Origin of the sequence: Apibacter sp. B2912, from assembly GCF_009827835.1 — a bacterium.
Classification (GTDB): Bacteria; Bacteroidota; Bacteroidia; order Flavobacteriales; family Weeksellaceae; genus Apibacter.
Window position 1 is genome coordinate 515,272 of the sequence record NZ_WINV01000001.1, and the last position, 23,921, is coordinate 539,192.

Genomic DNA, 23,921 nt, shown 5'->3' on the forward strand with positions numbered 1-23,921 from the left:
TTATTATAATTCAATATAAGCAAAAATCATCTAAAATTGTTGACCAAATATGAAATGGGTTTCCCATCCGTTGGCACTGTTTGAATTAATGGTTGAATCAAATCCTTTAGCAAAATCAAAACCTAACATTCCGAATTGTGGCATAAAAATTCTAATACCAAAACCGGCAGATCTTTTTAGCTCAAACGGATTAAATGATTTATTATTGCTCCAAGTATTTCCTCCTTCCGCAAATGTTAACGCGTAAATTTTCGTAGCTCCTCCTAATAATACCGGATAACGCAATTCCAACATAAACCTTGAATATGAGGTACCCCCTCCTAATGGGGTAATGTCTTCACCGGAAACTCCTCCGAAGGATGTAGCATCTCTATACCCACGTAAAGGGATAATTTCTCTACCATCAAATCTATTTCCATATAGCCCGGTTCCTCCTAAATAGAATCTTTCAAAAGGAGGAATTCCTACTTTAGAATTATAATTACTTAAAAATCCGAATTCTCCTCCTGCTTTTAAAACAAATTTACCTACTAATTCCTGATACCAATAGGCTTTCATCTTTATTTTATAATATTCCAGCCATTTGTATTTTTCCTTATCGGTTTTTTTGCTGTAATCTTCATTGTTAAATGCGGAATATGGGGGAGTAAATTTCACTGAAAGCTCAAATTCAGAACCCATTGTAGGGAATATAGGATCAAATCCTGCTGAATATCTACCTAAACTTGCATAAAAACTGAAATTGTTACTTTCTCCATTATCCCATGTCGTATATCCTAAGGCATTTTCATCTGCTATATTAAACGGATAATTTCTAAAAGAGTATAATTGATAATTGATACCATAGGAAAGCCTGAAATAATTATCCGGCCAATTCAAACGAGTGGTTAATCCCACTTGACCTCCATATATATTTAGTTTGTTTCTTCCTTCTGCATAATAGTTATTGTAATTCAATATCGTGCTGTAAAGAGAAACAGTCATGGAAGTAGGCCTTTTACCTGTAATCCATGGTTCTGTGAATGAAATGCTGTAATTCTGATAATTACTTCCTGCTTGGGCTCTTAAAGATATACTTTGTCCATCACCGGAAGGAATAGGTTTCCAAGCTTTTTTCTTGAAAAAATCATTAAATGAGAAATTACCAAAAGTTAAACCTAAAGTTCCAATAAAACGATTTCCTCCATAACCTCCTTGTAATTCTATTTGACTGTTTGTTCCCTTTTCTTCTAATTTATAATTAACGTCTACCGTACGAGTTTCAACATTCGGTGTAATATCAGGGCGCAAAGTCTGTGCTTCAAAGTATCCCATTTGGGCTAATTCCATAATGGTTCTTTGTATATCTTCTTTTGAGAAAAGATCTCCGGGTCTTGTGCTCAATGAGCGTTGGATCACGTGATCGTGAGTTTTGGTATTTCCTGAGAAAGTAACTTTGTCCCAATAAGCCTGTTCTCCTTCTCTTATTTTAATTTCAATATCTATCGTATCATTTCTAACTGCTTTTTCAATGGGAACTACATTGGCAAAAACATACCCATTATTATAATATAGTGTTGAAATATCATCGTTTTTTTCTGATCCTGATACTTTTTTATTGAAACCTACTGCATCATAGGGTTCTCCTTTTTTATATCCGATAACTTTTGAAAGTGTCTCACTAGAATATGCAGAATTTCCTGAGAAAGTTACATTTCCCAGATAATATCTTTTTCCTTCTGATACATGAACATCTATATCAAAATTCTTTTTATTGGCTCTGAGTACAGTATCTGAAGTTATTTTTGCGTCTCTAAATCCATACGATTGAAAAGTTTCAACAACTCTATTTAAATCTTCCAGGTATTTTTCAGGAACATATTTTGATTTCTTCCAAAAGCGATAAAATCTTTTTTGTTTAGTATTTTTGAAAGCTCGTGATCTGACGGTTGAAGCTTTTAATACTTTAGTTCCTTCTATTTTAATTGTTTTAACTTTAACTCTAGGACCTTTATCTATAGTTACATTCCAATTGACTAAGTTAGGATCTGTTGGATTGGTCGATTCTTTTATTATTGCTTTGGCATCCGGAAATCCTTTATCTGTATATTCATTTCTTATGGAGTTTTGAAGTTTAGAACGCAGATCATCGGTAATTTTAGCCTTTGTTTTAAGACCATTGTCTTTTATCAACTTTTCGCCTTTAGATTTACTAATTCCATGAAATTTTACAGTACCTAAATCCGGAAGTGCTACCAAATTTATACGAAGGTACACCTCATTGTTGATTACTTTAGTTAAAAAAATTTCTACGTTAGCGAAAAGCTTAGAATCCCAAAGTTTTTTGACTGCCGTGTTAATTTGCATTCCCGGTATTTCCACAAAATCTCCTTCATACAACCCCGTATACCTCATGATTTGATTCTTAGAATATTTATCGGTTCCGGTAATTTTGATTTCTTTAATACGTAAAGCAGAATCGTCTTTTTTAATAGGGTCTATATCTTTTTGAACATCAGCCTTCGGTTCTTGTGGTGATATTTGAACACTGTCTGCAACCTGACCAAATATAAATATGTTTACTGAGAATAAAACGGCCGCTAATAATTTCTTCATGTACACTTTTTACTTCTTTTACTTTACTTTTAATTGTTCACTTATTTTCCCGAATCTTCTTTCTCTGCTCTGATAAAAATCTAATGCTTTTAAAAATTCTTCTTTATTAAAATCAGGCCATAATGTATCTGTAAAATATAATTCTGCATATGCTATTTGCCAAAGTAAAAAATTACTTATTCTTTGCTCTCCACTCGTTCTAATGAGAAGATCTACATCCGGTAGATCGTTTGTATATAAATATTGATTAAAGGTATCTTCATTTAATTGTTCCAAAGATATTTCGTTATTTGAATAATCCAGAGCAATTTTTTTGGCAGCATCGAGAATTTCATTTTTAGCCCCATAACTTAATGCCAATGTCAATGTGCCCCTTTGATTATTGCATGTATCTGTGGTAAGCAGGATTAATTCCTCTCGAACGTTAGTTGGAAATTTATCAATATTGCCGATAACTTTAACTCTAATACCTTTTTCTTTTAATTTTTTTGTTTCTTTTTTTATAGTGTTAATCAATAGACTCATCAAAGAATTCACTTCTAAAATGGGTCTATTCCAATTTTCTGTTGAAAAAGCATATAAGGTAAGATAGGGAATATTTGCATCATCACAAAATTCAATCGCCTCTCGAACTGCTTTAATAGCATTTTGATGGCCAAGACTACGAATCATACCTCTTTTTTTAGCCCATCTTCCATTACCATCCATAATAATGGCAACGTGTTTAGGCATTTTATTTTCTTCTATAAATATATCTTTTTTAGACATTAATAATTATAATTTAATAACAATAACATGGAGGTCTTCCAAATGTGTAAGTAAGATTTATCCCCCATATTAAATACCAATCGTTACTTTTATATGTATTACCTGTTTGATGTTTTCCTATGATTTTAGCATTTCTTCTATTTATCTCATCCTTAAGTTTAGGGTCTACAGTACTTATATTGTTTAATTGAGGATCTATGTTTATAGTTATATTTTTGTTTTTTATAGAACTATAATCAAGATTATCCTGGAATGTATATCTTGCTCCTATTTCAAGAGATAATAACCAATCGTATTTAATTTTAAATTTATATCCCACGCCAAAAGGAATATTAAAATCGAATTTCATAGATTTCTTATAATTTTCTTCTGTTACAAAATCCTGAAAATTTAAAGGATCCCTGTAAGAACCATCATAATTTTTAGCTCTCGTATGATTGATTGTATATTTCCTGTCATAAAATCCATATCCGCCCACTCCGGCAAATATATATGGAGAAGAACCTGAATATTTTATATCATTGATATCAAAGAAATAATATTCAAATAAAACTGAGGTTTCAAAAATGGTATTACTTCCTGATATTTTTCTTTTAAATCTATAATCTTCACTTGCTTTCTCATCATCAAAATAGACTCTGTTATAAATTAAATTTAAACGTAAACTTTGTCTATTATCTAAATTATACCTATAAAGTACTCCTAAAGAAATTGGAATTCTATACCTATCCATAGGAAATATTTCAATATAATCGGTTTTACCTATATCACCAATTATATTGGCTCTTCCAATAGATATTCCTACTTCATTACGTTGAGCTTTTATATGCATTAAACAACAAGTACAAATCAGAATAACCAGTAAGAAAACTTTTTTCATTTTAATTTAATATTATTTCACGTAATTGCATAATTGCTTTAAACGTGAAATAAAGTCATTTTGTTGCATTATCCTCTGCAATATTATGTATCTTCTCAAGCAACAAAGATAATAATTCTTTTTATGTTTATACTCTTTATTTTGTTATTAACTTATTTTTAGTATATAACCTTTATTTTAATTATCTTTTTACCTCTTCTTTATAAAATAAAATGGAAATTTCAAATTAAAATATGTAAAATTTGATTATTTTTGAAACCTAATGTCCAAAGTTACTGAACAAATTAAAATTCCAATAGCTGATGAAATGAAGCTTTTCGAAAAAAGGTTCTATGAATCCATGAAAAGTAAAGTTCCCTTATTGGATAGAATCACCCAGTTTATAGTTAGAAGAAAAGGTAAGCAAATGCGCCCCATGTTTGTTTTTTTAACTGCTAAGCTTACCGGTACTGTAACGGATAAAACATATCGAGCAGCTTCATTGATCGAACTTATCCATACAGCCACTCTTGTTCATGACGATGTAGTAGATGAAAGCTACATGAGACGAGGTTTTTTTTCAATAAATGCTTTATGGAAAAATAAAATTGCTGTTTTAGTGGGCGATTATCTTCTATCAAAAAGTGTATTATTAGCTACTGATAATCAAGATTTTGATTTATTATCTATTATTTCCAGAACTATACGAGAGATGTCTGAGGGAGAACTGCTACAACTGGAAAAAAGTAGAAAACTTGATATTACTGAAGAAGTCTATTTTGAAATTATACGCCAAAAAACAGCTGTATTAATATCTGCGTGTTGTGAATCCGGAGCACGTTCTACTTATGCTTCGGATGAAAATGCTGAAAAACTTCGCCTTTTTGGAGAATATACCGGAATTGCGTTTCAAATAAAAGATGATTTGTTTGATTATACAAGTTCTAACTTAATTGGAAAACCGGTCGGTATTGATATTCAAGAAAGAAAAATGACGCTTCCATTAATTTATGTGCTTAACAACGCAAGTAAAGAAAATAAAAAATGGTTGATAAATTCCATTAAAAATCACAATAAAGATAAAAAAAGAGTTGCTGAAATAATCAAATTTGTAAAGGAAAATGGGGGGATTAATTATACGATTGATAAGATGAATGAGTATAAGCAAAAAGCGCTCGATATTTTAGTTAATTTTCCAAAAAATGAAAATAGAGATTCATTGGAATTGATGCTTAAATACGTTATTGAAAGAAAACACTAAATTACCTCGACTTATTTCTTCAATTTGCAATTATTTTCATATTAGTAAAATCCAAAAAATTATTTATTTTTTACCTATAAGTAAACTTATATTTACCACGCGCCAACATATAAATATGTATAAAAAATTATATTGGAATTAGGTAAGGAAATTTAAAAAATAATTAAATCATTTTTCAAATTTCCTAAAGTCATTTACTAGTTTAATTTATTTTCTAAATATAAATAAAAGGCATATTCCAAGGCTACTTCTTTTAAGGATTCAAAACGTCCGCTAGATCCTCCATGCCCTGCATCCATATTAGTTTGAAGTAATAAAAGGTTAGAATCTGTTTTCATATCCCTAAGTTTAGCCACCCACTTGGCCGGTTCCCAGTATTGTACTTGAGAATCATGTAAGCCGGTTGTTACCAACATATTGGGATATTCTTTATTTTCAACATTATCATAGGGTGAATACGATTTCATATAATTATAGTATTCTAGTTGATTCGGATTACCCCATTCATCGTATTCTCCCGTCGTTAAAGGAATACTGTCATCTAACATAGTTGTAACTACATCTACAAAAGGTACATCTGCCACTACACCATGAAATAGTTTAGGGGCATAGTTAATAACTGCTCCAATTAATAATCCACCAGCACTACCTCCATTGGCATATAAATGATTAGAAGATGTATATTCTTTTTTGATTAAATACTCAGCACAGTCTATAAAATCGAAAAATGTATTTTTCTTTTTTAACATTTTTCCATTTTCATACCACGGCCTTCCTAAGTCTTCTCCTCCTCTCACGTGAGCAATTACATAAATAAAGCCCCGATCTAACAAGGATAATCGTATGGAGCTAAATGTTGCATCCATTGAATATCCATAGGAACCATAAGCATACAATAACAAAGGGGTATTTTTAGATGGCTGAGTATCTTTCTTCATTACTAAAGATAAAGGGATTTGTACTCTGTCTCGAGCTTGAGCCCAAATTCTTTTAGTAACATAGTTATCTTTATTAAAATTACCCAAAACTTCTTGCTCTTTTAAAACCTTTTTTTCTTTGGTGCGCATATTAAAATCAATATCGCTCCATGGGGTGGTCATTGAAGTATAACGATATCTGATAATATCCGTATCGAAATCTCTGTTTACAGAAGTTCCTACTGTATAAACTTCTTCTTCGAAAGGTATATCATAATTAATTGAATTATCCCAACTTTTAATTTTTATATGAGTTAACCCTCTTTCTCGTTCTTCGGTTACTAAATAATTTTTAAATAATTCAAAACCCTCCAATAAAATTTCCTTATTGTGTGGTATTACTTCAATCCAATTTTCAATTGAAGTATCTGTTATTGAGGTCTTCATTAATTTAAAATTAGTTGCCCTGTCTTTGTTCGTAAGAATATAAAAAAATCCTTCATAATGATCAAAAGAATATTCCAATCCCCTAATCCTTTCTTGAAATATTTTCCATTCAGCTTCGGGATGATCGGCAGAAATAAATCTATACTCATCTGTTAAGGTACTTCCGGAGGCTATTACAATATATTGTAAGGATTTAGTTTTGGTTACATAGACATTAAATGTTTCGTCATGTTCTTCAAAGACCAAAAGGTCTTCCTTTTGAGAAGTTCCTAAAATATGTTTATATATTTTAGATGAACGTAAAGTTTTAGGATCTTGTACAGAATAAAAAATGGTTCGGTTATCATTAGCCCATACTACATTTCCTGTGGTATCTTTTAATTCATCGGAAAGTATTTCGCCGGTTACCAAATTTTTTATTTGAATGGTATATATTCTTCGACTCACTGTATCAACTGAATAACAAGCCATGGTATTATCCGGACTAACGCTAACACTTCCAATTTGGTAAAATTTATGTCCTTTGGCCATCTCATTGACATCAAACATGATTTCTTCTTTAGCTTCTAAAGAGTCCTTTTTTCTTATATAGAGAGGATATTCTCCTCCTTTTATGTATTTGGTGGTATACCAATATTGATTGAATTTATAGGGAACGGACTCATCATCTTCTTTTATCCTGGACTTCATTTCCTCAAATAATTTTTTTTGCAATAAATCGGTAGATTTCATCTGCTCTTTTGTATAAGCATTTTCTTCCTCCAAATATTGTATTACTTCAGGGTTTTCTCTATCGTTAAGCCAATAATAATTATCAATTCGAATATCGTTATGAGTAATTAATTTTTTAGGAATTTTTTTTGCTACCGGTGCCTTCATAGATACTTTATTTATATAAACATCAAAAATAAGGGTAATACTATAGAAAATCAATTATATTAGTCTTTTTATTTAAAAACGTATTTAATTAAAATAGATCTATTGTATTCGTAAGTAATTGTTAATATTTTAATAATTAAATTATCTTATTAGTCCAGAGATTTGTTCTAAACTTAATACATTTAAATTGTAGTATAATGATTGATTTAATTATGGAATTTTTATAATATATTTTAGGAATATTCACAAAAATAAAACCTATTAGTAATATTATCTTATTACCCTTTAGGAATGCCGTTTAAATAATATTTTAATGTCAAATTATTAATTATCAGCATTAGATCTTCGTAATATTATAGCTTTTTTACCAAAAAAAATGGCCATATTTTGATTGTAAAAGTGGTTGTTTGTTTCTTTAAGATCACTTCTTAAAATTGTTTTAGGTATATTTTTAATTGGTTTAACATAAACAGTATCTTTTTTAGAATTACGAATGGTATTGTATCTTTCTTTCATCTCTTCTTTATACTTTATCATATTTCCAGTTAATACATCCTTATATGAATTATAAAGATTATTTGAAAAATTATAAATATTCTTATCTCGTATAGTAAATGTGTAACTAAAGACTATTAATAATAAAATTGCTAATAAGGTATAAGGTGAAAATTTGATGGTATTAAAAAAAGGTAAGGTTACAATTTTATAGGCAATGATCATAGACAATATATTCATAGCAAAGAAAATCACATTTACGGTTCGTAACGGTGGAAAAAATCCTACCGACCATAAACTAGGAAAAGAACCTAAAAACATAAATATCAAAAAGGTAATAATATAAAATATATTTGAAAATTTTAAAAAAGGTAGATCAATATTTTTAAGCCAATTTCTTAAATTATAAAGCACTAATAGATGAATTGAAAATACTATTATAAAATATCTTATAATTATTACAGTAGTCTTCCATAACATGCTTATTATACAATTAACTAAAGACAAATGATATTGAGCAGTAGTTGAAGATCTGAATTTGTTTCCTGGAGATACCAAAATATACATGGTTAAAATCCCAGCGAATATTAGTAAACTTAAATAAAATGTATTAATTTTTTTATTATTGTAATAACTACATGAAAGTAATAAAAATATAAAAATATCCAAATATATCATGGAAATTTCATTACATCCAATGATTAAAAATATCAATAAAAATGATAATATTTTGTAAATTAAACTATGATTTCTATAAAGTTTTAATATAATTCCAATAAAAAATAAAGATAAAATATTTCCCAAATGATATGTCGCTGAACCTGCTAACCAATAGAATGCAGAGGTAATTTCTGGCAACATAAAAAAATAAGTAAAACAAAAAGTAGATAATAAAATTAAAGTAAATTTTTTATTTAGTGTTATTTGATAAAACATGAAATAAGAACCGACAACAAAAAGAAATATCATTAAAAAAGAAATAATACGATATCCATCAAACCATCCAAAATAAATTGGATCGGTAATAAGTAAACCAGTAGATGTATATCTACTCCCCCAACTCATATAATCATTAATTTGTACTTCTAAAAAACTTTTATGTCTTAGCTTTAACGCATACACATAATCATCGAGAATTGGTTCTGTATAGAAACTTAATATCAAAAGAGGGATAAGTGATGCTATAAATAAGATTATTATGCTCCAATTAAAAAAATTTGAGAAAAAAGAAATTTTCATATTTGTTTTACTTACAAAATATTTATCTAACAAAAATATTAAATTTTAATCTAACTTTCTTATATCTATATTTTAAATTAAAATGTATAATAACCTATATATTTATAGATGCTTGAAAAATAAAAACTTTTAAAAATATTACTATTTTATAATTATTTTTACAAACCGTTTACAAATAAATTTTAAATCTTATTATATTAATATAATTACATAAAAAAACTCTCAAAAATGAGAGTTTCTATAATTTATATTAATTTAATTTTGTGTTAAGTAACTTTTATGCATCTAGTTCACCCGCAATCACGTTTAAACTTCCTAACGTAATGATAGCATCAGACAGCATTTGATCTTTAATTAATTCCGGATAGGCTTGATAGTAAATAAAGCAAGGTCTTCTAAAATGTAATCTATAAGGACTTCTCCCTCCGTCACTAACCATATAAAATCCTAATTCACCATTACCTCCTTCAACTGAATGAAAAACTTCACCCGTTGGAATATCTGTTTCTCCCATGATAATTTTAAAATGATAGATAAGAGCTTCCATACTGGTATAAACATCCGGCTTATCCGGTAGATAATATTCGGGAACCTCTACATGATAATTTCCTTCAGGTAAATTTTCATAAGCATTTTTAACCAATTTGAAACTTTCCCTCATTTCTTGCAAACGAACCATGAAACGATCGTAAGCATCTCCTGAAGTCCCTATAGGAATAATAAAATCAAAGTCATCATATGAAGAATAAGGGCTCATGACTCTCACATCATAATCTACCCCTGCTGCTCGTAAGTTCGGACCGGTAAATCCATAATTCAGAGCTCTTTCAGCGGAAATACCTCCTACCCCGATCGTACGATCCATAAAGATCCGGTTTCTTTCCAATAATTTAGCGAATTCTTCCAATCTTTTTGGAAATTCTGCAATAAATTCTTTAATTAATTGATGGAATTTTGGACTAAAATCACGCTCAAACCCTCCAATTCTTCCAATATTGGTAGTCATTCGAGCTCCGCAAACCTGTTCATAGAGGTCATATATCTTTTCTCTATCCTGAAATACATAAGTAAATCCGGTTAAAGCACCTGTATCTACTCCCATTACTGAATCGCAAACCAAATGGTCCGCAATTCTTGCCAACTCCATAATAATGATACGCATATAATCAATCTTTTTGGATACTTTAATGCCCAAAAATTTTTCCATGGTCATATGCCATCCCATATTATTTATGGGAGAAGAGCAATAATTAAGTCTATCGGTTAAGGTGGTTATTTGCGAATATGTTCTTCTTTCAGAGATTTTTTCAAATGCACGGTGAATATATCCAACGGTTGATTTTGCTGAAACAATCCTTTCCCCATCCATTAATATTTTATTTTCAAAAATACCATGGGTAGATGGGTGTGTTGGTCCTAAATTTATTTTTTGTAATTCTCCATCGACTTGTTCCTTCACAATGTATTTGTCCACTGAATTGGATAAATCGACCAAATCACTTATATTTTTTTGTTTAGACATTTTTTAATTCTAACTTTTTTAGTTTACTAATTATCTGCCAAACATGGCATCATTCTTATCTGTACGGGTAGTATCTTCCAGCGTATATTGTTTTAAAAGCGGATGATAGTCCATATCATCCCTGTTTAAAATCCTTGTTAAATTAGGATGACCTTTAAATACTATTCCGTAAAAATCAAAAGTTTCTCTTTCCTGCCAGTTAGCTGCAGAATAAATTGAGGTAACCGAATCAATTTCAGGATTCTCAATAGAAAAGAATGCTTTAATTCGTATTCTAAAGTTGTTTATGAAACTATGTAGATGGTAAATAACTCCTAATTCCGATCCTTTATTATCGGGATAATGTATTCCGCACACATCAGTTAAAAAATCAATTTTTATCTCATGATTTTTAATAAATGTTAGTAAGGATAGTACAATATCTTTTTTTATTTCAATGGTTAAAATTCCATCCGGCTCGTATGCCCTTATAATACCATCACCAAACTCATCTGATATGAGTTGCAATACCAATTGATTATCTATAATTTTTCCTTCCATGATTACGATATTTCATAGGATTTTAACAACTCTTTATATTCAGCAGATTCTCTTCTTCTTAAGCTTTCATTTCTAGCTATTTCTTGTATCTGCATAAAACCTTCTATAATTTGTTCGGGTCTTGGAGGACAACCGGGCACGTATACATCTACAGGTATGACTTTATCTATTCCTTGCAATACAGAATAGGTATCAAAAATTCCACCGCTGGAAGCACAAGCTCCGACAGCCATTACCCATTTAGGTTCTGCCATTTGAGTGTATACTCGTTTTAAAACCGGAGCTAATTTTTTGGATATCGTTCCGCAAACCATTAAAAGGTCTGCCTGTCTTGGCGAAAAACACATGTTTTCTGCTCCAAAACGCGATAAATCATAATTGGCAGCTTGTATAGCCATAAACTCAATTCCGCAACAAGAGGTAGCAAACGGTAACGGCCATAAAGAATATGACCTTGCCAATCCTATAATTTTATCAAAACTTCCGGCAAAATATCCGGGCCCACTTACTCCTTCAGGAGCATCAACAATCTTAACTTTTTTTTCTGCCATGTCTTTTTTAAAAAATATTTAAAATAGATATTTTATTCCTATTTTTCCCAGTCTAATGCTCCTTTTTTAACTACATATACGAATCCTAAAAGAAAAACCGAGATAAAGGTTAATACTGCTAAAAAGCCTTCAACCCCAAAATCTCTGATGTTCAACGCATAAGGATAAAAGAAGATAATTTCAATATCAAATAGTACAAATAATATTGCTGTTAAAAAATATTTAACTGAAAAAGGCGAACGGGCATCACCTTCATAAGCAATCCCGCATTCAAAGGTATCATCCTTAACTTTACCGTGTACTCTCGAACCTAACATTGCTGAACCGACCAGTGCTATCACACTGAAACCCAAAGCAACTGCAACCTGTATAAGTACCGGAACATAATCTATAGGTAAACTCATCCTTTCTAATTTATTATACTTTCTAATTTAGATTGCAAAGTTAATATATTTTTTAGAGTTGATCTCTATTTAAACCTGTAAACATCACCTAATTAGTCCTTATTTTATTCATATTAAAAAAAACCTAAAAAAACACATATCTTGTTATATTTTAATTGTTTACAAAAAAAGATAATATAAAACATTCTTTTTATTTGTAATTGGTCTAAATTAAAATTATATTTGCCTAAAAATAAAAATTATTATGAAAAAAACATACATAGCTTTTGTTCTTTTATGTTTAGGGCAGCTTCTATTAGCGCAATATACATCAGGGATCAGAGGATATTTATTTGATGTAGAAGATAAACCGATAAAAAAAGCAACTTTCTACATTGACGGTGAAAAAATTTCTGAGATCGACAATCAAACCGGTTTTTTTGAAATATCGGGATTAAGTGATGGATTTCATAAATTGACCATTTCTTCTCCTAAATTCAATGATTATAACGAATCCGTTATTCTCAATCCTGATGAGGTAAAAGAAATTAATATAACATTATACGGTAAGGGAGATATTGATGATGTTACCATATACGGAACTAAACAAATACATGGTTTAGACATGATAACTCGTTTACCGGTTGCTCCGAGAGAATTACCACAAAATATCTCCGTAATTTCCAGTGAAATTATTAACGAACAGGGTGCTCTTACTATAACCGATGCAGTTAGAAATGTTCCGGGGGTTAACTTATTCGGTACTTATGGCGGCTCTTCGGAAAGTATGTCTATCAGAGGATATCGTGGAACTCCTGTGTTGAAAAACGGAGTTCAGGTTGATTCTGATTTTCGTTCTGCGTCTTTGTTGACAGATATGCAAGGGGTATCAAGCATTCAAGTTTTACGTGGATCAGCGGCTATAACTCAAGGTATTGGTAACGGATTAGGAAGTCCGGGAGGTGTAATTAATGTAGTTACCAAGACACCATTATTTTTAACCGGAGGAAATGTTGCTATTGAAACCGGAAGCTGGGGGTTATTTCGACCAACTTTTGATTATCAAACCATTTTGGACAAAAAAGGTACTGCTGCATTTCGTTTAAATGGTGCATATCAAAGAGCGGACAGCTATAAACCAAGAGTTGACAATAATAGAGTTTATATAAATCCTTCTTTTGAATGGAGACCGGATGATAGAACGACTGTTACTTTAGAAATGGATTATATCAATAACAATATAACTCCAGACAGAGGTACTGTAAATTCAACTGATGCCGATAAAAATAATTTATTAGATACTACCCATAAATTTTATGGTTGGACAACGGATAATCAAAATACTAGGACTACTACCTATAGCGCCAAAATTGTACGAAAATTAAATGAAGTATTAAGTTTACGTGCCTTATATGCGGCCTCTATAAATAACGAAGAAACCTATGGATTAGGTTCTTTAGCTAGTCCTTATACTTTTACTGATAAAGCTACCGGTCAAAAAGTTTCGGATTTTTCAAGACGTACAAGAACTCTAACTTGGTCCGAAAGTGAAGATAAAAACAAAGTGATTCAGATTGATTTAATTGGAAAAAATTTATATACCGGCAAGGTAAAACATACGTTTCAAACAGGATTTGATTATAAGATCAATAATACGAATTCTACCACTCACGGAAAATACAGAAAAGATAAAGACGGAAAAGTTATCTTAGATCCAAAAACCGGTTTGCCTCTTATTGACAGATCCATTGAAGTAGACGTTATTAATATATTTGACAAAATACCTAATGTATTACCTAAGGGAATCAATAAATCATCTTTTGATGCCATTGCTTCTACCAGCTCCAGCGAATCTGAAGTTTATGGTATTATGATTCAAGATGCTGTGGAAATCAATGAATATATTAGAGCCAATGTTGGATTACGTTTTAGTCAAGATGCTAAAAAACCAAATATAGGCGCTGCTAATGAAGCATGGGATCCTTTTATAGGAATCATGGTTAGCCCGGTAAAAAATATAAGTCTTTTTGGTAATTATGCTACTACAACCAATTTGCGTTCAGCAAGTAATCCTACTAAAGATGGAGGGACTATTGGATCTTCAGTTACTAACCAATTTGAAGTTGGAGTTAAATCTGATTGGTTTAATAAAAAATTAGATTTCAATGTAACCTATTACTTTATTAAAAATAATGATATTTCATATCAGATATACGAAAATGGAGTGGGAACAGGCTTTTACTCTAAAGCAGGTGATTTGCGAAGAAACGGTATTGAAATTGAGGCAAACGGACATATTTTGGAAAATTTACAAGTAATTTTAGGATATTCTTATTCGGATGTTCAATATAAAAACAGCGTTGCTTATGTAAACGGTTCCAGACCAATGAATGCTCCATATTCCACCGCTAATGGATGGGTACAATATTTATTTAATCGAGGAACATTAAAAAATCTTGTTTTGGGTGTAGGTGTTTATTATGTGGGAGATCGCCCAATTAATGACTACAGTTCAAACTTAAGAGCAGATGGACACGGTTCAACACCGGGTATTAAACCTTTCAACATGCCGGATTATACAACTGTTAATGCTCAATTGGGATACACGTATAAAAAAGTTGGTTTGAAATTTTTCTTTAATAATATATTCGACAAAATTGGTTATACTTCATATTATAGAGGAGGTTATATTAATCAAATCGATCCTAGAAATTTTAAACTTCAACTTTCATATAATTTCTAATTTTTTCATAAAATAATTTTTAATTACACTATAAAAACTACCTGTAAAACAGGTAGTTTTTCGTTTAAAAAGATTTTTATTTTTTTTATAATTCAATATGATATAAATAGGATTGATAATTTTTGAAAATTAACTTATGACTTATACCACTTTTGCCAGGTTTAAAATTCCGTATGTATTATGTAATTTTTCATCTGTCTATTAAAAACTTGTTTACATTTTCTGAAATGAAATTGAATATATGAGTTATTCTTAAAATAGAATGCTTTCTCTTTTTCAATTTATATATGACCTAAAAAATTAGAGTTTAAATACCTTTTTATATTTATTGCATTTCTGTGAGATATTTCCAATACCTTTTAGGCATATGTTGTTTTTGTAGTTTCAAATTAATTCTCTCTTTTATAGATAAAGCTTGAAAGTATTTTTTCCACGATTCTTGAAATAAAATTTCTTTTGAATCTAATAATTTTTCGTTGGGTTGTTCTGAATTAAAATATTCATTATCGCTTTCCAAAGTCATTTCAATCACTACTTTTCCATCATAATAAAATCCATAATTGCGGTTTAAATCATAAATAATCCAAGACTGTGAAGAAAATCGATCTTTAAAATGAGGAATCGCCAATGGTAAACTATTATAAATTGGATATACGGGAGCAAAATAAATTCCGTCTTTCGACTTTTTAAATCTTACAAATTGTTTCCAATTATAGCCTTCTTTGTAAACTTTTTTAGCCAAATTATGAATGTTAATAATGTCTTCATCCCCAAAATCAGTATGGCCTGTAAATTTTGTATCAATGGCTTTTTTAATAAATTTATATAATAGCCAATCTCTATCATCTTGTTCTGATAACCAAACTGCTTGCATCATATTGAGAGATTCTTTAGACATCTTTTTCTCTAAATATGCCCAAGTTTTACTAACAATTTCATCTCGTGTTTGTATTTCAAGTAATTGATCAACGAACAACGGGGGTATTTCTCCCGATTGAATTAATAGTTCAGGAAAAATTTTTCTTTCGTATGCTTCATAAATTACACATAAAAGCCCATCCAACGATTTATCATAAGAGAATACTATCATAATTTTAATAGCTTTTTTAAGGGAAAATCAAAGATATTTGATTGGTGTTTTGGGATGTATGTTTTTTGTTTACAAGTATTTTTTTTAGAAATTCAGGCTTTATTTCATTAATTGTTGTTCCTGACGAATCTCTACAGGTAATAAAATATTGGGCTCTTTTTATGATAACACCTATTTTTTTTAATTGATACCTATCTAATTTACCAAATTTACGGGAGGCTATAATCAATTTAGCCGATTTAATTCCGATGCCGGGCACCCGTACTATTTGCCTGTATTCTGCTGTATTTACATCAACAGGAAACATTTCGGGATGTCGAAGAGCCCAGGATAATTTTGGATCTACTTCCAAATCAAGGTTTGGGTTTGTATCATCAATTATTTCATCAGCCGTGAAATGATAAAATCTCATTAACCAATCCGCCTGATATAATCGATTTTCTCTTACTAGAGGCGCTTGTTGTAAAGCAGGAAGTCTGTTATCATGAGGATTGACCGGTATGAATCCCGAATAATACACTCTTCTCATGCTTGATTGCATATATAAAAGTGAAGAAACTTTCAATATATCCTGATCGGTTTCATTAGTTGCTCCGATAATCATTTGTGTACTCTGCCCGGCAGGGGTGAATTTAGGAATAGATTTATATTTTTTCTTTTCTTCTTTATATTCTAATACCCCGTTTTGAATGTACTTCATAGGTGCAAAGACACTTTTATGGTCTTTTTCGGGAGCTAAAAATTTGAGATTTTTTTCTGTGGGTATTTCAATATTTACGCTGAGCCTGTCTGCATATAATCCGGCTTGTGTAACTAATTCTTTACTGGCGCCAGGGATGCTTTTCATATGGATATATCCATTGTATTTATGAACCGTTCGGAGTTCTTTAATTACCCGCACCATTCTTTCCATTGTATGATCCGGACTTTTAACCACTCCCGAACTTAAGAACAAACCTTCTATGTAATTCCTTTTATAAAATTCAAGGGTTAATTCCACCAATTCCTTAACGCTAAACGAAGCTCTTTTTATATCATTGCTTTTACGACTAATGCAGTAGGCACAATCGTACATGCAATAATTGGTCATCATGATTTTTAATAAGGAAACACATCGTCCATCTTCAGTAAATGTATGACAAATTCCTGAAGATGAAGTTGAGCCTATACCTCCGACTTTACTCTTTCTTCCAACTCCACTTGAGGAACAAGAAACATCATATTTAGCTGATTCTGCTAAAGTTGCGAGTTTATTGATAATTTGTTCATTCATATATAACAAAATTACAAATACTGCTATTTTTAAGGAAATATTAAATCATAAAAGAAACTTAAATATTTAATTAACAACTACTTAAGATAAATTTTTTATTTAGTTTTTTTAAATTTAGCCATTAAAAAAAACTATTTTCATAATTGGATGTTATTGATCATTTAATTATGCCAAGTTGTGTTTATTAACTTGCCATAACCAAATGATTGATTTTTATTATTTATTCAATAAGTTTAGTAATTTTTTAATCAGTGATTATGTCCGGATTCCATTTCTCCGGATTGTAGATAATAAACTCCTGAAATTACAAGTTCTTGATGAGAATCTAAATTAGTCACCTCCACAAAATTATTATTTGAATTTCCAATTAGTATTTCTTTTTGTTCTATTTGTTTATTTTTTCTAATAAATACATAATTTTTACCTTCTTCTTCAAATACAGCCTCTTTAGGTACAGTTAGCACTTCTTTACTTTTATTAATTATATATGCATTTACAAATCGATTTTCATAGAAATTTGTGTCAGGCAATTTTGTTTGAATATCTGCATGAACCTGTATGGTGTTGTTTTCGGTACTTGTTACTTTTCCTATGATGTGAATAGTTCCTTGTAAGGTATCTTTAATTTCCGGCAATGTGAATTCAATTTTTTGTCCTACAAAGAGGGTTGAAGCATATTTTGCGGGAACATTTAATTCAACATGTAGTTTTTCCTGATTTATTATTAAGAATAATTCTTCTGTGGTAGTTATTTGTTTACCTGGAGAAATTTCCTTTGCTTGAATAAATCCGCTTAAAGGACTTATAATTTTTAATTCCGGATTAATTTTTCCTTTTTTAATTATAGTGGCAGGAGAAAATCCCAGTAATTGTAATTCAGATTTCAGACTTTCATATTCTGCAGTTGAAACTTGATATGTTGCTAAAGATTGTTCATACGATTTTCTGCTAATTGCATCACTTTCTAATAGGGCATTTTTTCGCTGATAATCCTTATATGCCAAGTTCATTGTATAATAACTTTCTAGAAATTGTTTTTGTAAAGAGATGAATGAAGGATTATTTACCGTTGCCAATTCTTGCCCCTTACGAACGAAATCTCCGGTTATGAAGTTTATTTTTCCAATAAATCCATCTACTTTACTATGTATAGATGCCTTATTTTGAGGTAAGGCATGTATTACGCCGGTAACCATAATTTTGGATTCAATGGGACGTAATTCTGCAGTACCGAATTTTATATCATTGGTTTTAATCTGTTCTTCGCTCAAGGTAATTTCTGAATGTACACGGGATTCTTTTTCGATAGAGTTTTCTTTATTTTTGGATGAACAGGAATAAACAAGCAATATTGAAATAAAAAGTAGGATTATATGAGTTATTGTTTTCATGATGGATAAATTAATTGGATTGTGTTAAATAGTTTAGCTCAATTAAGGTTTGATTGTAGTTGTTCAATAAATCTAAATAGGTGGTTTGAGCATCTATAGAAGATTTTAATATACTGCAATATTGCAAATAGTCTATTTCTCCGTATTGGTATTTAATCGTCGCTATTTTTATCATTTTTTGTAGTTCTTCTGAATGTGAAGTTCCAAATATGCTTAATTCCTTATCTAAATATTTTTGCTGCTTTTTTAATTGCCTGATTCTTAAATTTAAATTTCGTGTTATCTCCTTTTTTTTAAATTCAACATTGTTATTTTCAAGAAGAGTCTGTTCTTTAATTTTTTTATAAACATTGTTAAATAAGGGAATGCTTATATTAACCACACCCGCAAAATAACTGGTTTTGCGTTCAATGCTTTGCATTAATCCGCCAATTGAAAATTCAGGTAATTTTTTGGCTTTTTCCAGAATCAATGTTTTGTTATTAATATTCAGCTCTTTATCTAATTCATCCAAGTATAGATTATTCAAACTATCCGTCAAGGGATTTTTTTCTAATTTTTTAAATGATTCAAGAGGTACTATATTTTCATCAGCACTTATTCCACATAATGAATATATCTTATTTTCAACTTCCATATTTTCTTGCTCATTTATAGTTTTTTGCTGAATTACTTGTTCTAATTCTACCTTAAAAAATTGTTTTTCCATATAATCCGTCTCTCCTTTTACATTTTTTAATTCAGCTTTCTTTAATCCTTCTCTATATATAGAATCTATTCGGGTAAATAAATTATTCTTTTCTAAGATATAAATCCATTTATTATATAATTGTTCTAATTGATAGGTTATTATATGTTTTTGTAAGTTAGATTTAGCCGTTAACCATTCTAACCGGCTATCAATGAGGCTCTTTTTTTTAGTTTGTGAAAATAGATTTCCTAAATCTTGTGACACTTCCCATTGATAATCAGCATCTTTATTGTTAAATTGTCCAAAACCGATAGTCATTGAAGTAGAATTGACTGTATAGGCATATTTTTTTTCAATCTTTTCTTTCTGAATTTGCAATTGACTGGATTTAAGCTCTCTATTTTCTTTATAAGCTCTTTCTACAAGGTAGGAAAGAGAAACTTTTTTTTGAGCACTCACTGAGCCTATACTGCCTAAAAAAATTAGTATGATTAGCATCTTTTTTACATTTATATTCTTTTGAAAATTTTTATTTTCAAAAACATAATATAAAGCCGGAATAACGAGTAAGGTTAATAAAGTTGAGGTAACCAGTCCTCCAATAACTACAGTAGCCAAAGGTCTCTGTACCTCTGCTCCGTTTGATGTTGACATAGCCATTGGAATAAAGCCTAAGGTTGCAACCATTGCCGTTATTACCACCGGACGCAGACGGTTTAGTCCTCCTTTTTTAATTATTTCTTTGAGAGAAATATAGTTGCCCGAATTTTTCAGTCTATTTAATTCACTTACTAACACGATTCCATTTAAGACAGCAACTCCAAAAAGGGCGATAAAACCTATTCCTGCTGAAATGCTGAACGGCAATTCACGTATCCATAAAGCTATAATTCCTCCTATGGAAGCCAGGGGTACGGATGTAAAAATTAATATTGCATCTTTTAAGCTTTTAAAGGTTGTATACAATAATATAAGTATGATTACTAAAGCTATGGGAATAGCAATGCTCAGTCTCGAAGTTGCTTCTTGTAAATTTTTAAATGCTCCACCATATTCAATTGAATATCCCGGTGGTAATTTGATGTTTTCTTCTAATCCTGATTGAATTTTTTGTACCAGGGAATTTATATCGGAATTACGCACATTTACTCCAATATTAATTTTTCTTTGTGCTTGTTCCCTTGAAATCATCATTGGTCCGGATTCATAATTCACGGTTGCCACTTCGGAAACGGGAATTAAATTTTGGGTAGCCGTACGTATTGGTAATTGATCTAAATTTAAATCTCTTCTATATTTTTCATCCAGTCGCATTACTAAATCAAAACGCCGTTCTCCTTCCATTATAACCCCTGATTTTACTCCTGCTATCCAAGATCGGATAACTTCATTTAAGGTAGTTATATCCAATCCATATTGTGCTAATTTATTTCTATTATAACTTATTTTCATTTGTTTTAGTCCTTCGGTTTGTTCTACTTTTACATCGGCTGCTCCTTCTATTTTATTTATAATCTGAGCCGTTTGATCTGCCAACTTTTTTAATTCTCTTGCATTCTCGCCATAAATTTTAATTACTATGTCTGATTTTGCTCCTGTCATAAGCTCATTAAATCTTAATTGTATTGGTTGAGAAAATTCAAAAGAAGCTCCTAATATTGTCGACAGCTTTTCTTTTATTTTTTCCACTAATTCATCTTGTGTTTTGGCTGAAACCCACTGATTTTTTTCTTTCAAAACAATCATGATATCTGAATCTTCTATACCCATTGGATCCGTTGGTATTTCAGCAGTTCCTATTTTTGAAATTACATGTACTACCTCCGGAAAATTGTCTTTAATTATCTTTTCAACTTTTGAAGTAGTGCGTATACTCTCTTCTAATGAACTTCCGGGCTGTATGCTCATTTGCATCGCTATATTTCCTTCTTGTAAGGTGGGAACAAATTCGGCTCCCATATTGGAAAAAACAAAGAGAAAAAAAAGCCAGATTACAAAAATGCTACCTATAAGAATATAGGGTATTTGCAACACTTTTTCTAAAACAGGCAAATAAATTGATTTTAATTTATTCATGATTTTATCTGCGAAGGTTACTTTGTTTTCAATATTTTTTTTAAGGACAAATGTTGACAATACAGGCACATAGGTTAATGATAATATAAAAGCTCCAATTATAGCAAAACTAACAGTGAAGGCCATGGGCCTAAACATTTTACCCTCTATTCCCTGTAAAGTCATAATGGGAATAAACACTAAAATGATAATAAGGATTCCGAAAGCTGCTGATTTATATATTTCTCCCGCAGTTTTAGATACTACGCCATCTAATTCTTTTTGAGTAAGCTTTTTTCCTAAATAGTTTGCATGTAAAACTGAAATGACCGATTCTATAATTATAATTGCCCCGTCTACAACTATTCCAAAATCTATAGCTCCTAAGGAAAGTAAATTTACTGAAACTCCGAATAAATTCATCAGTATCAGAGCAAATAATAATGAAAGTGGAATAATGGATGCTACAATTAGCCCCGCTCTTATATCGCCTATTAAGATAATTACAACTAACATTACTATTATTCCACCTTCTAGTAAATTTTTTTTAACGGTTGAAATAGTCTTTTCTATAAGATTTGCTCTATCTAAATAAATATAAATATCTAAGCCTTCGGGTAATGTTTTTTTAATTTGATTGATTCTTTCTTTTACCTTATTAACTGTTTTATAAGAGTTTTCTCCTTTTAACATCAACGTGATTCCTCCAACCACTTCTCCCTTTCCATCCATTGTCATGGCTCCAAATCTTTGGGCAAAAGCATATTTTACTATCGCTATATCTGAAATTTTAATGGGTACTTGATCTTTTACTGTTATAACCGTATTTTCAATATCTTGAAAATTTTTTAGTCTCCCTTCTGTTCGTATGTAGAACAAATTATGCTTTTGTTGAATGTAACCGGATCCGGAATTTTGATTATTTTTCTCTAGTGCATTATTAACTTCTTCTAAAGTGATATTGTAACTTTGTAATAAGATAGGATCTATAGCTACTTCATATTCTTTTACTTTTCCTCCAAAACTTGAGATTTCTATTATTCCTTCGATTCCGTTGAGTTGCTTTTTAATAATCCACTCTTGAATGGTCCTTAACTCTTCAAGATTATAAGTAGATTCATATCCGGGATTAACTTTAATTATATATTGGCAAATTTCTCCTAATCCTGTAGTAATAGGCATTAATTGCGGTTCTCCTATTCCATCGGGAATTTCACTTATAGCGATATCTATTTGTTCTTTAACCAGCTGTCTGGCTTGTATTATGGGAATGTCTTCTTTAAATACAACGGTAATTATGGATAAACCAAATCTTGAAATAGATCGTACTTCTATAGCTCCGGGAATATTTCTTAATTCTGATTCAAGGGGTATGGTTAATAATTGTTCCACTTCTTGTGGAGCTAAGGTAGGTGAGGTAGTTACTACCTGCACTTGATTATTGGTTATGTCAGGGGTAGCATCTATGGGTATATGTTTAAGAGAATAAAGACCCCATACCATTAATGCTACTACTCCTAAAGCAACCAATAATTTATATTTTATTGATAAATCAATTATGGTTTGAAACATGATTAAATTGTTTGAATTATGAATTGAAATGGATCATTATTCTCATTATTTAAACAATAGTTTAAATAATGAGTTGTAATACATCAATATTATTTTTTATGTAAAAATTAACTGTTACTTAATTTTTTGAATAGAAACTTTAGTTACGGAGAATAAGAATCAATAATATATTTATTATCTCCGAAAACTTAAAATCAGTTGGAATTTTAGGGATTTACTAATGGGGGAGCTCTCAAACCTCTTCCTAAAAATTTTTCAGAAGTGGTTTTTGTATATGCATAGTAGAAATTTGAATCTTTATTCGAAGAATTTAATAATATAAAATTATGCCCCAAAAAAGATTCCGGTATAATATAAATGAGTTGTTGAGAAAATTCATAATTAGAGATAGATAATTTAAAATCGTCTAAATTTTTTTCTCCTAAATTTATATGTTTGATTATATCTTCGAGTTTCTCGAATAAGTTTACAGAATGATTATTTTTAGCCTCAGATAAAAAACATTCGTGAAGAACAATTTCAAATTTAACCTTGTGTTGATGAGGAACAAAGGAATGTGCTACAATTAGTAACGTAGCAAAAAATATGAATATTTTACTTATTATTTTCAAACATTACAAAAATATATATTTTATTAAAATAAATTAAAT

The 23,921-nt window shown here is 30.3% G+C and carries 16 protein-coding genes; 2 read left to right on the forward strand and 14 right to left on the reverse strand.

What is annotated here, in order from left to right; all coding sequences use genetic code 11:
- Positions 1-30: 30 nt before the first annotated feature.
- The 3 genes from bamA to GFV01_RS02415 are packed head-to-tail and all read right to left on the reverse strand — an operon-like array spanning position 31 to position 4,243.
- Complete coding sequence (gene bamA, locus GFV01_RS02405) at positions 31-2,595, reverse strand: outer membrane protein assembly factor BamA (protein ID WP_160541770.1); 2,565 nt, start codon at positions 2,593-2,595, stop codon at positions 31-33.
- Between the two features lie 18 nt (positions 2,596-2,613).
- On the reverse strand, positions 2,614-3,363 hold the full coding sequence (locus GFV01_RS02410; protein ID WP_160564561.1) for an isoprenyl transferase: 750 nt from the start codon (positions 3,361-3,363) through the stop codon (positions 2,614-2,616).
- 13 nt (positions 3,364-3,376) lie between these two features.
- Positions 3,377-4,243 carry a DUF6089 family protein gene (locus GFV01_RS02415; RefSeq protein ID WP_160541768.1) on the reverse strand — a complete coding sequence of 289 codons (867 nt, stop codon included), beginning with the start codon at positions 4,241-4,243 and terminating at the stop codon, positions 3,377-3,379.
- 262 nt (positions 4,244-4,505) lie between these two features.
- Here GFV01_RS02415 and GFV01_RS02420 point away from each other — a divergent pair, with 262 nt between their 5' ends.
- On the forward strand, positions 4,506-5,483 hold the full coding sequence (locus GFV01_RS02420; RefSeq protein ID WP_160564563.1) for a polyprenyl synthetase family protein: 978 nt from the start codon (positions 4,506-4,508) through the stop codon (positions 5,481-5,483).
- 197 nt (positions 5,484-5,680) lie between these two features.
- Here GFV01_RS02420 and GFV01_RS02425 read toward each other — a convergent pair whose 3' ends face one another.
- From GFV01_RS02425 to GFV01_RS02450, 6 genes are all read right to left on the reverse strand, one after another.
- On the reverse strand, positions 5,681-7,726 hold the full coding sequence (locus GFV01_RS02425) for a S9 family peptidase (protein ID WP_160564565.1): 2,046 nt from the start codon (positions 7,724-7,726) through the stop codon (positions 5,681-5,683).
- 324 nt (positions 7,727-8,050) lie between these two features.
- Complete coding sequence (locus GFV01_RS02430) at positions 8,051-9,460, reverse strand: DUF6056 family protein (RefSeq protein WP_160564567.1); 1,410 nt, start codon at positions 9,458-9,460, stop codon at positions 8,051-8,053.
- 277 nt (positions 9,461-9,737) lie between these two features.
- Positions 9,738-10,982 (reverse strand): NADH-quinone oxidoreductase subunit D, encoded by a 1,245-nt coding sequence (locus GFV01_RS02435; protein ID WP_160564569.1) that lies wholly within the window; start codon positions 10,980-10,982, stop codon positions 9,738-9,740.
- Positions 10,983-11,012: 30 nt separating this feature from the next.
- Complete coding sequence (locus GFV01_RS02440) at positions 11,013-11,507, reverse strand: NADH-quinone oxidoreductase subunit C (RefSeq protein WP_160557297.1); 495 nt, start codon at positions 11,505-11,507, stop codon at positions 11,013-11,015.
- 17 nt (positions 11,508-11,524) lie between these two features.
- Positions 11,525-12,073, reverse strand: a complete 549-nt coding sequence (locus tag GFV01_RS02445; protein ID WP_055424507.1) for an NADH-quinone oxidoreductase subunit B — start codon at positions 12,071-12,073, stop codon at positions 11,525-11,527.
- A 38-nt stretch (positions 12,074-12,111) separates the two neighbouring features.
- Positions 12,112-12,477: an NADH-quinone oxidoreductase subunit A gene (locus tag GFV01_RS02450; RefSeq protein WP_105296712.1), complete on the reverse strand. Its 366-nt coding sequence runs from the start codon at positions 12,475-12,477 to the stop codon at positions 12,112-12,114.
- A 244-nt stretch (positions 12,478-12,721) separates the two neighbouring features.
- On the opposite strand from GFV01_RS02450, the gene GFV01_RS02455 reads away from it, so the two are divergent.
- A complete protein-coding gene (locus tag GFV01_RS02455) occupies positions 12,722-15,199 on the forward strand; it encodes a TonB-dependent siderophore receptor (protein ID WP_160564571.1) in 2,478 nt (825 codons plus the stop codon).
- Between the two features lie 325 nt (positions 15,200-15,524).
- Here the strand turns inward: GFV01_RS02455 and GFV01_RS02460 are convergent, their stop codons facing one another.
- The 5 genes from GFV01_RS02460 to GFV01_RS02480 all read right to left on the reverse strand — a co-directional run bounded on the left by GFV01_RS02460 (position 15,525) and on the right by GFV01_RS02480 (position 23,882).
- Positions 15,525-16,289 (reverse strand): TIGR03915 family putative DNA repair protein, encoded by a 765-nt coding sequence (locus tag GFV01_RS02460; RefSeq protein ID WP_160564573.1) that lies wholly within the window; start codon positions 16,287-16,289, stop codon positions 15,525-15,527.
- Between the two features lie 16 nt (positions 16,290-16,305).
- Positions 16,306-17,562, reverse strand: a complete 1,257-nt coding sequence (locus GFV01_RS02465) for a putative DNA modification/repair radical SAM protein (protein WP_160556981.1) — start codon at positions 17,560-17,562, stop codon at positions 16,306-16,308.
- A 248-nt stretch (positions 17,563-17,810) separates the two neighbouring features.
- A complete protein-coding gene (locus tag GFV01_RS02470; protein WP_160564575.1) occupies positions 17,811-18,953 on the reverse strand; it encodes an efflux RND transporter periplasmic adaptor subunit in 1,143 nt (380 codons plus the stop codon).
- Between the two features lie 10 nt (positions 18,954-18,963).
- On the reverse strand, positions 18,964-23,271 hold the full coding sequence (locus tag GFV01_RS02475) for a CusA/CzcA family heavy metal efflux RND transporter (protein WP_160564577.1): 4,308 nt from the start codon (positions 23,269-23,271) through the stop codon (positions 18,964-18,966).
- A gap of 206 nt (positions 23,272-23,477) precedes the next feature.
- Complete coding sequence (locus GFV01_RS02480; RefSeq protein ID WP_160564579.1) at positions 23,478-23,882, reverse strand: hypothetical protein; 405 nt, start codon at positions 23,880-23,882, stop codon at positions 23,478-23,480.
- Between the last annotated feature and the right edge of the window lie 39 nt (positions 23,883-23,921).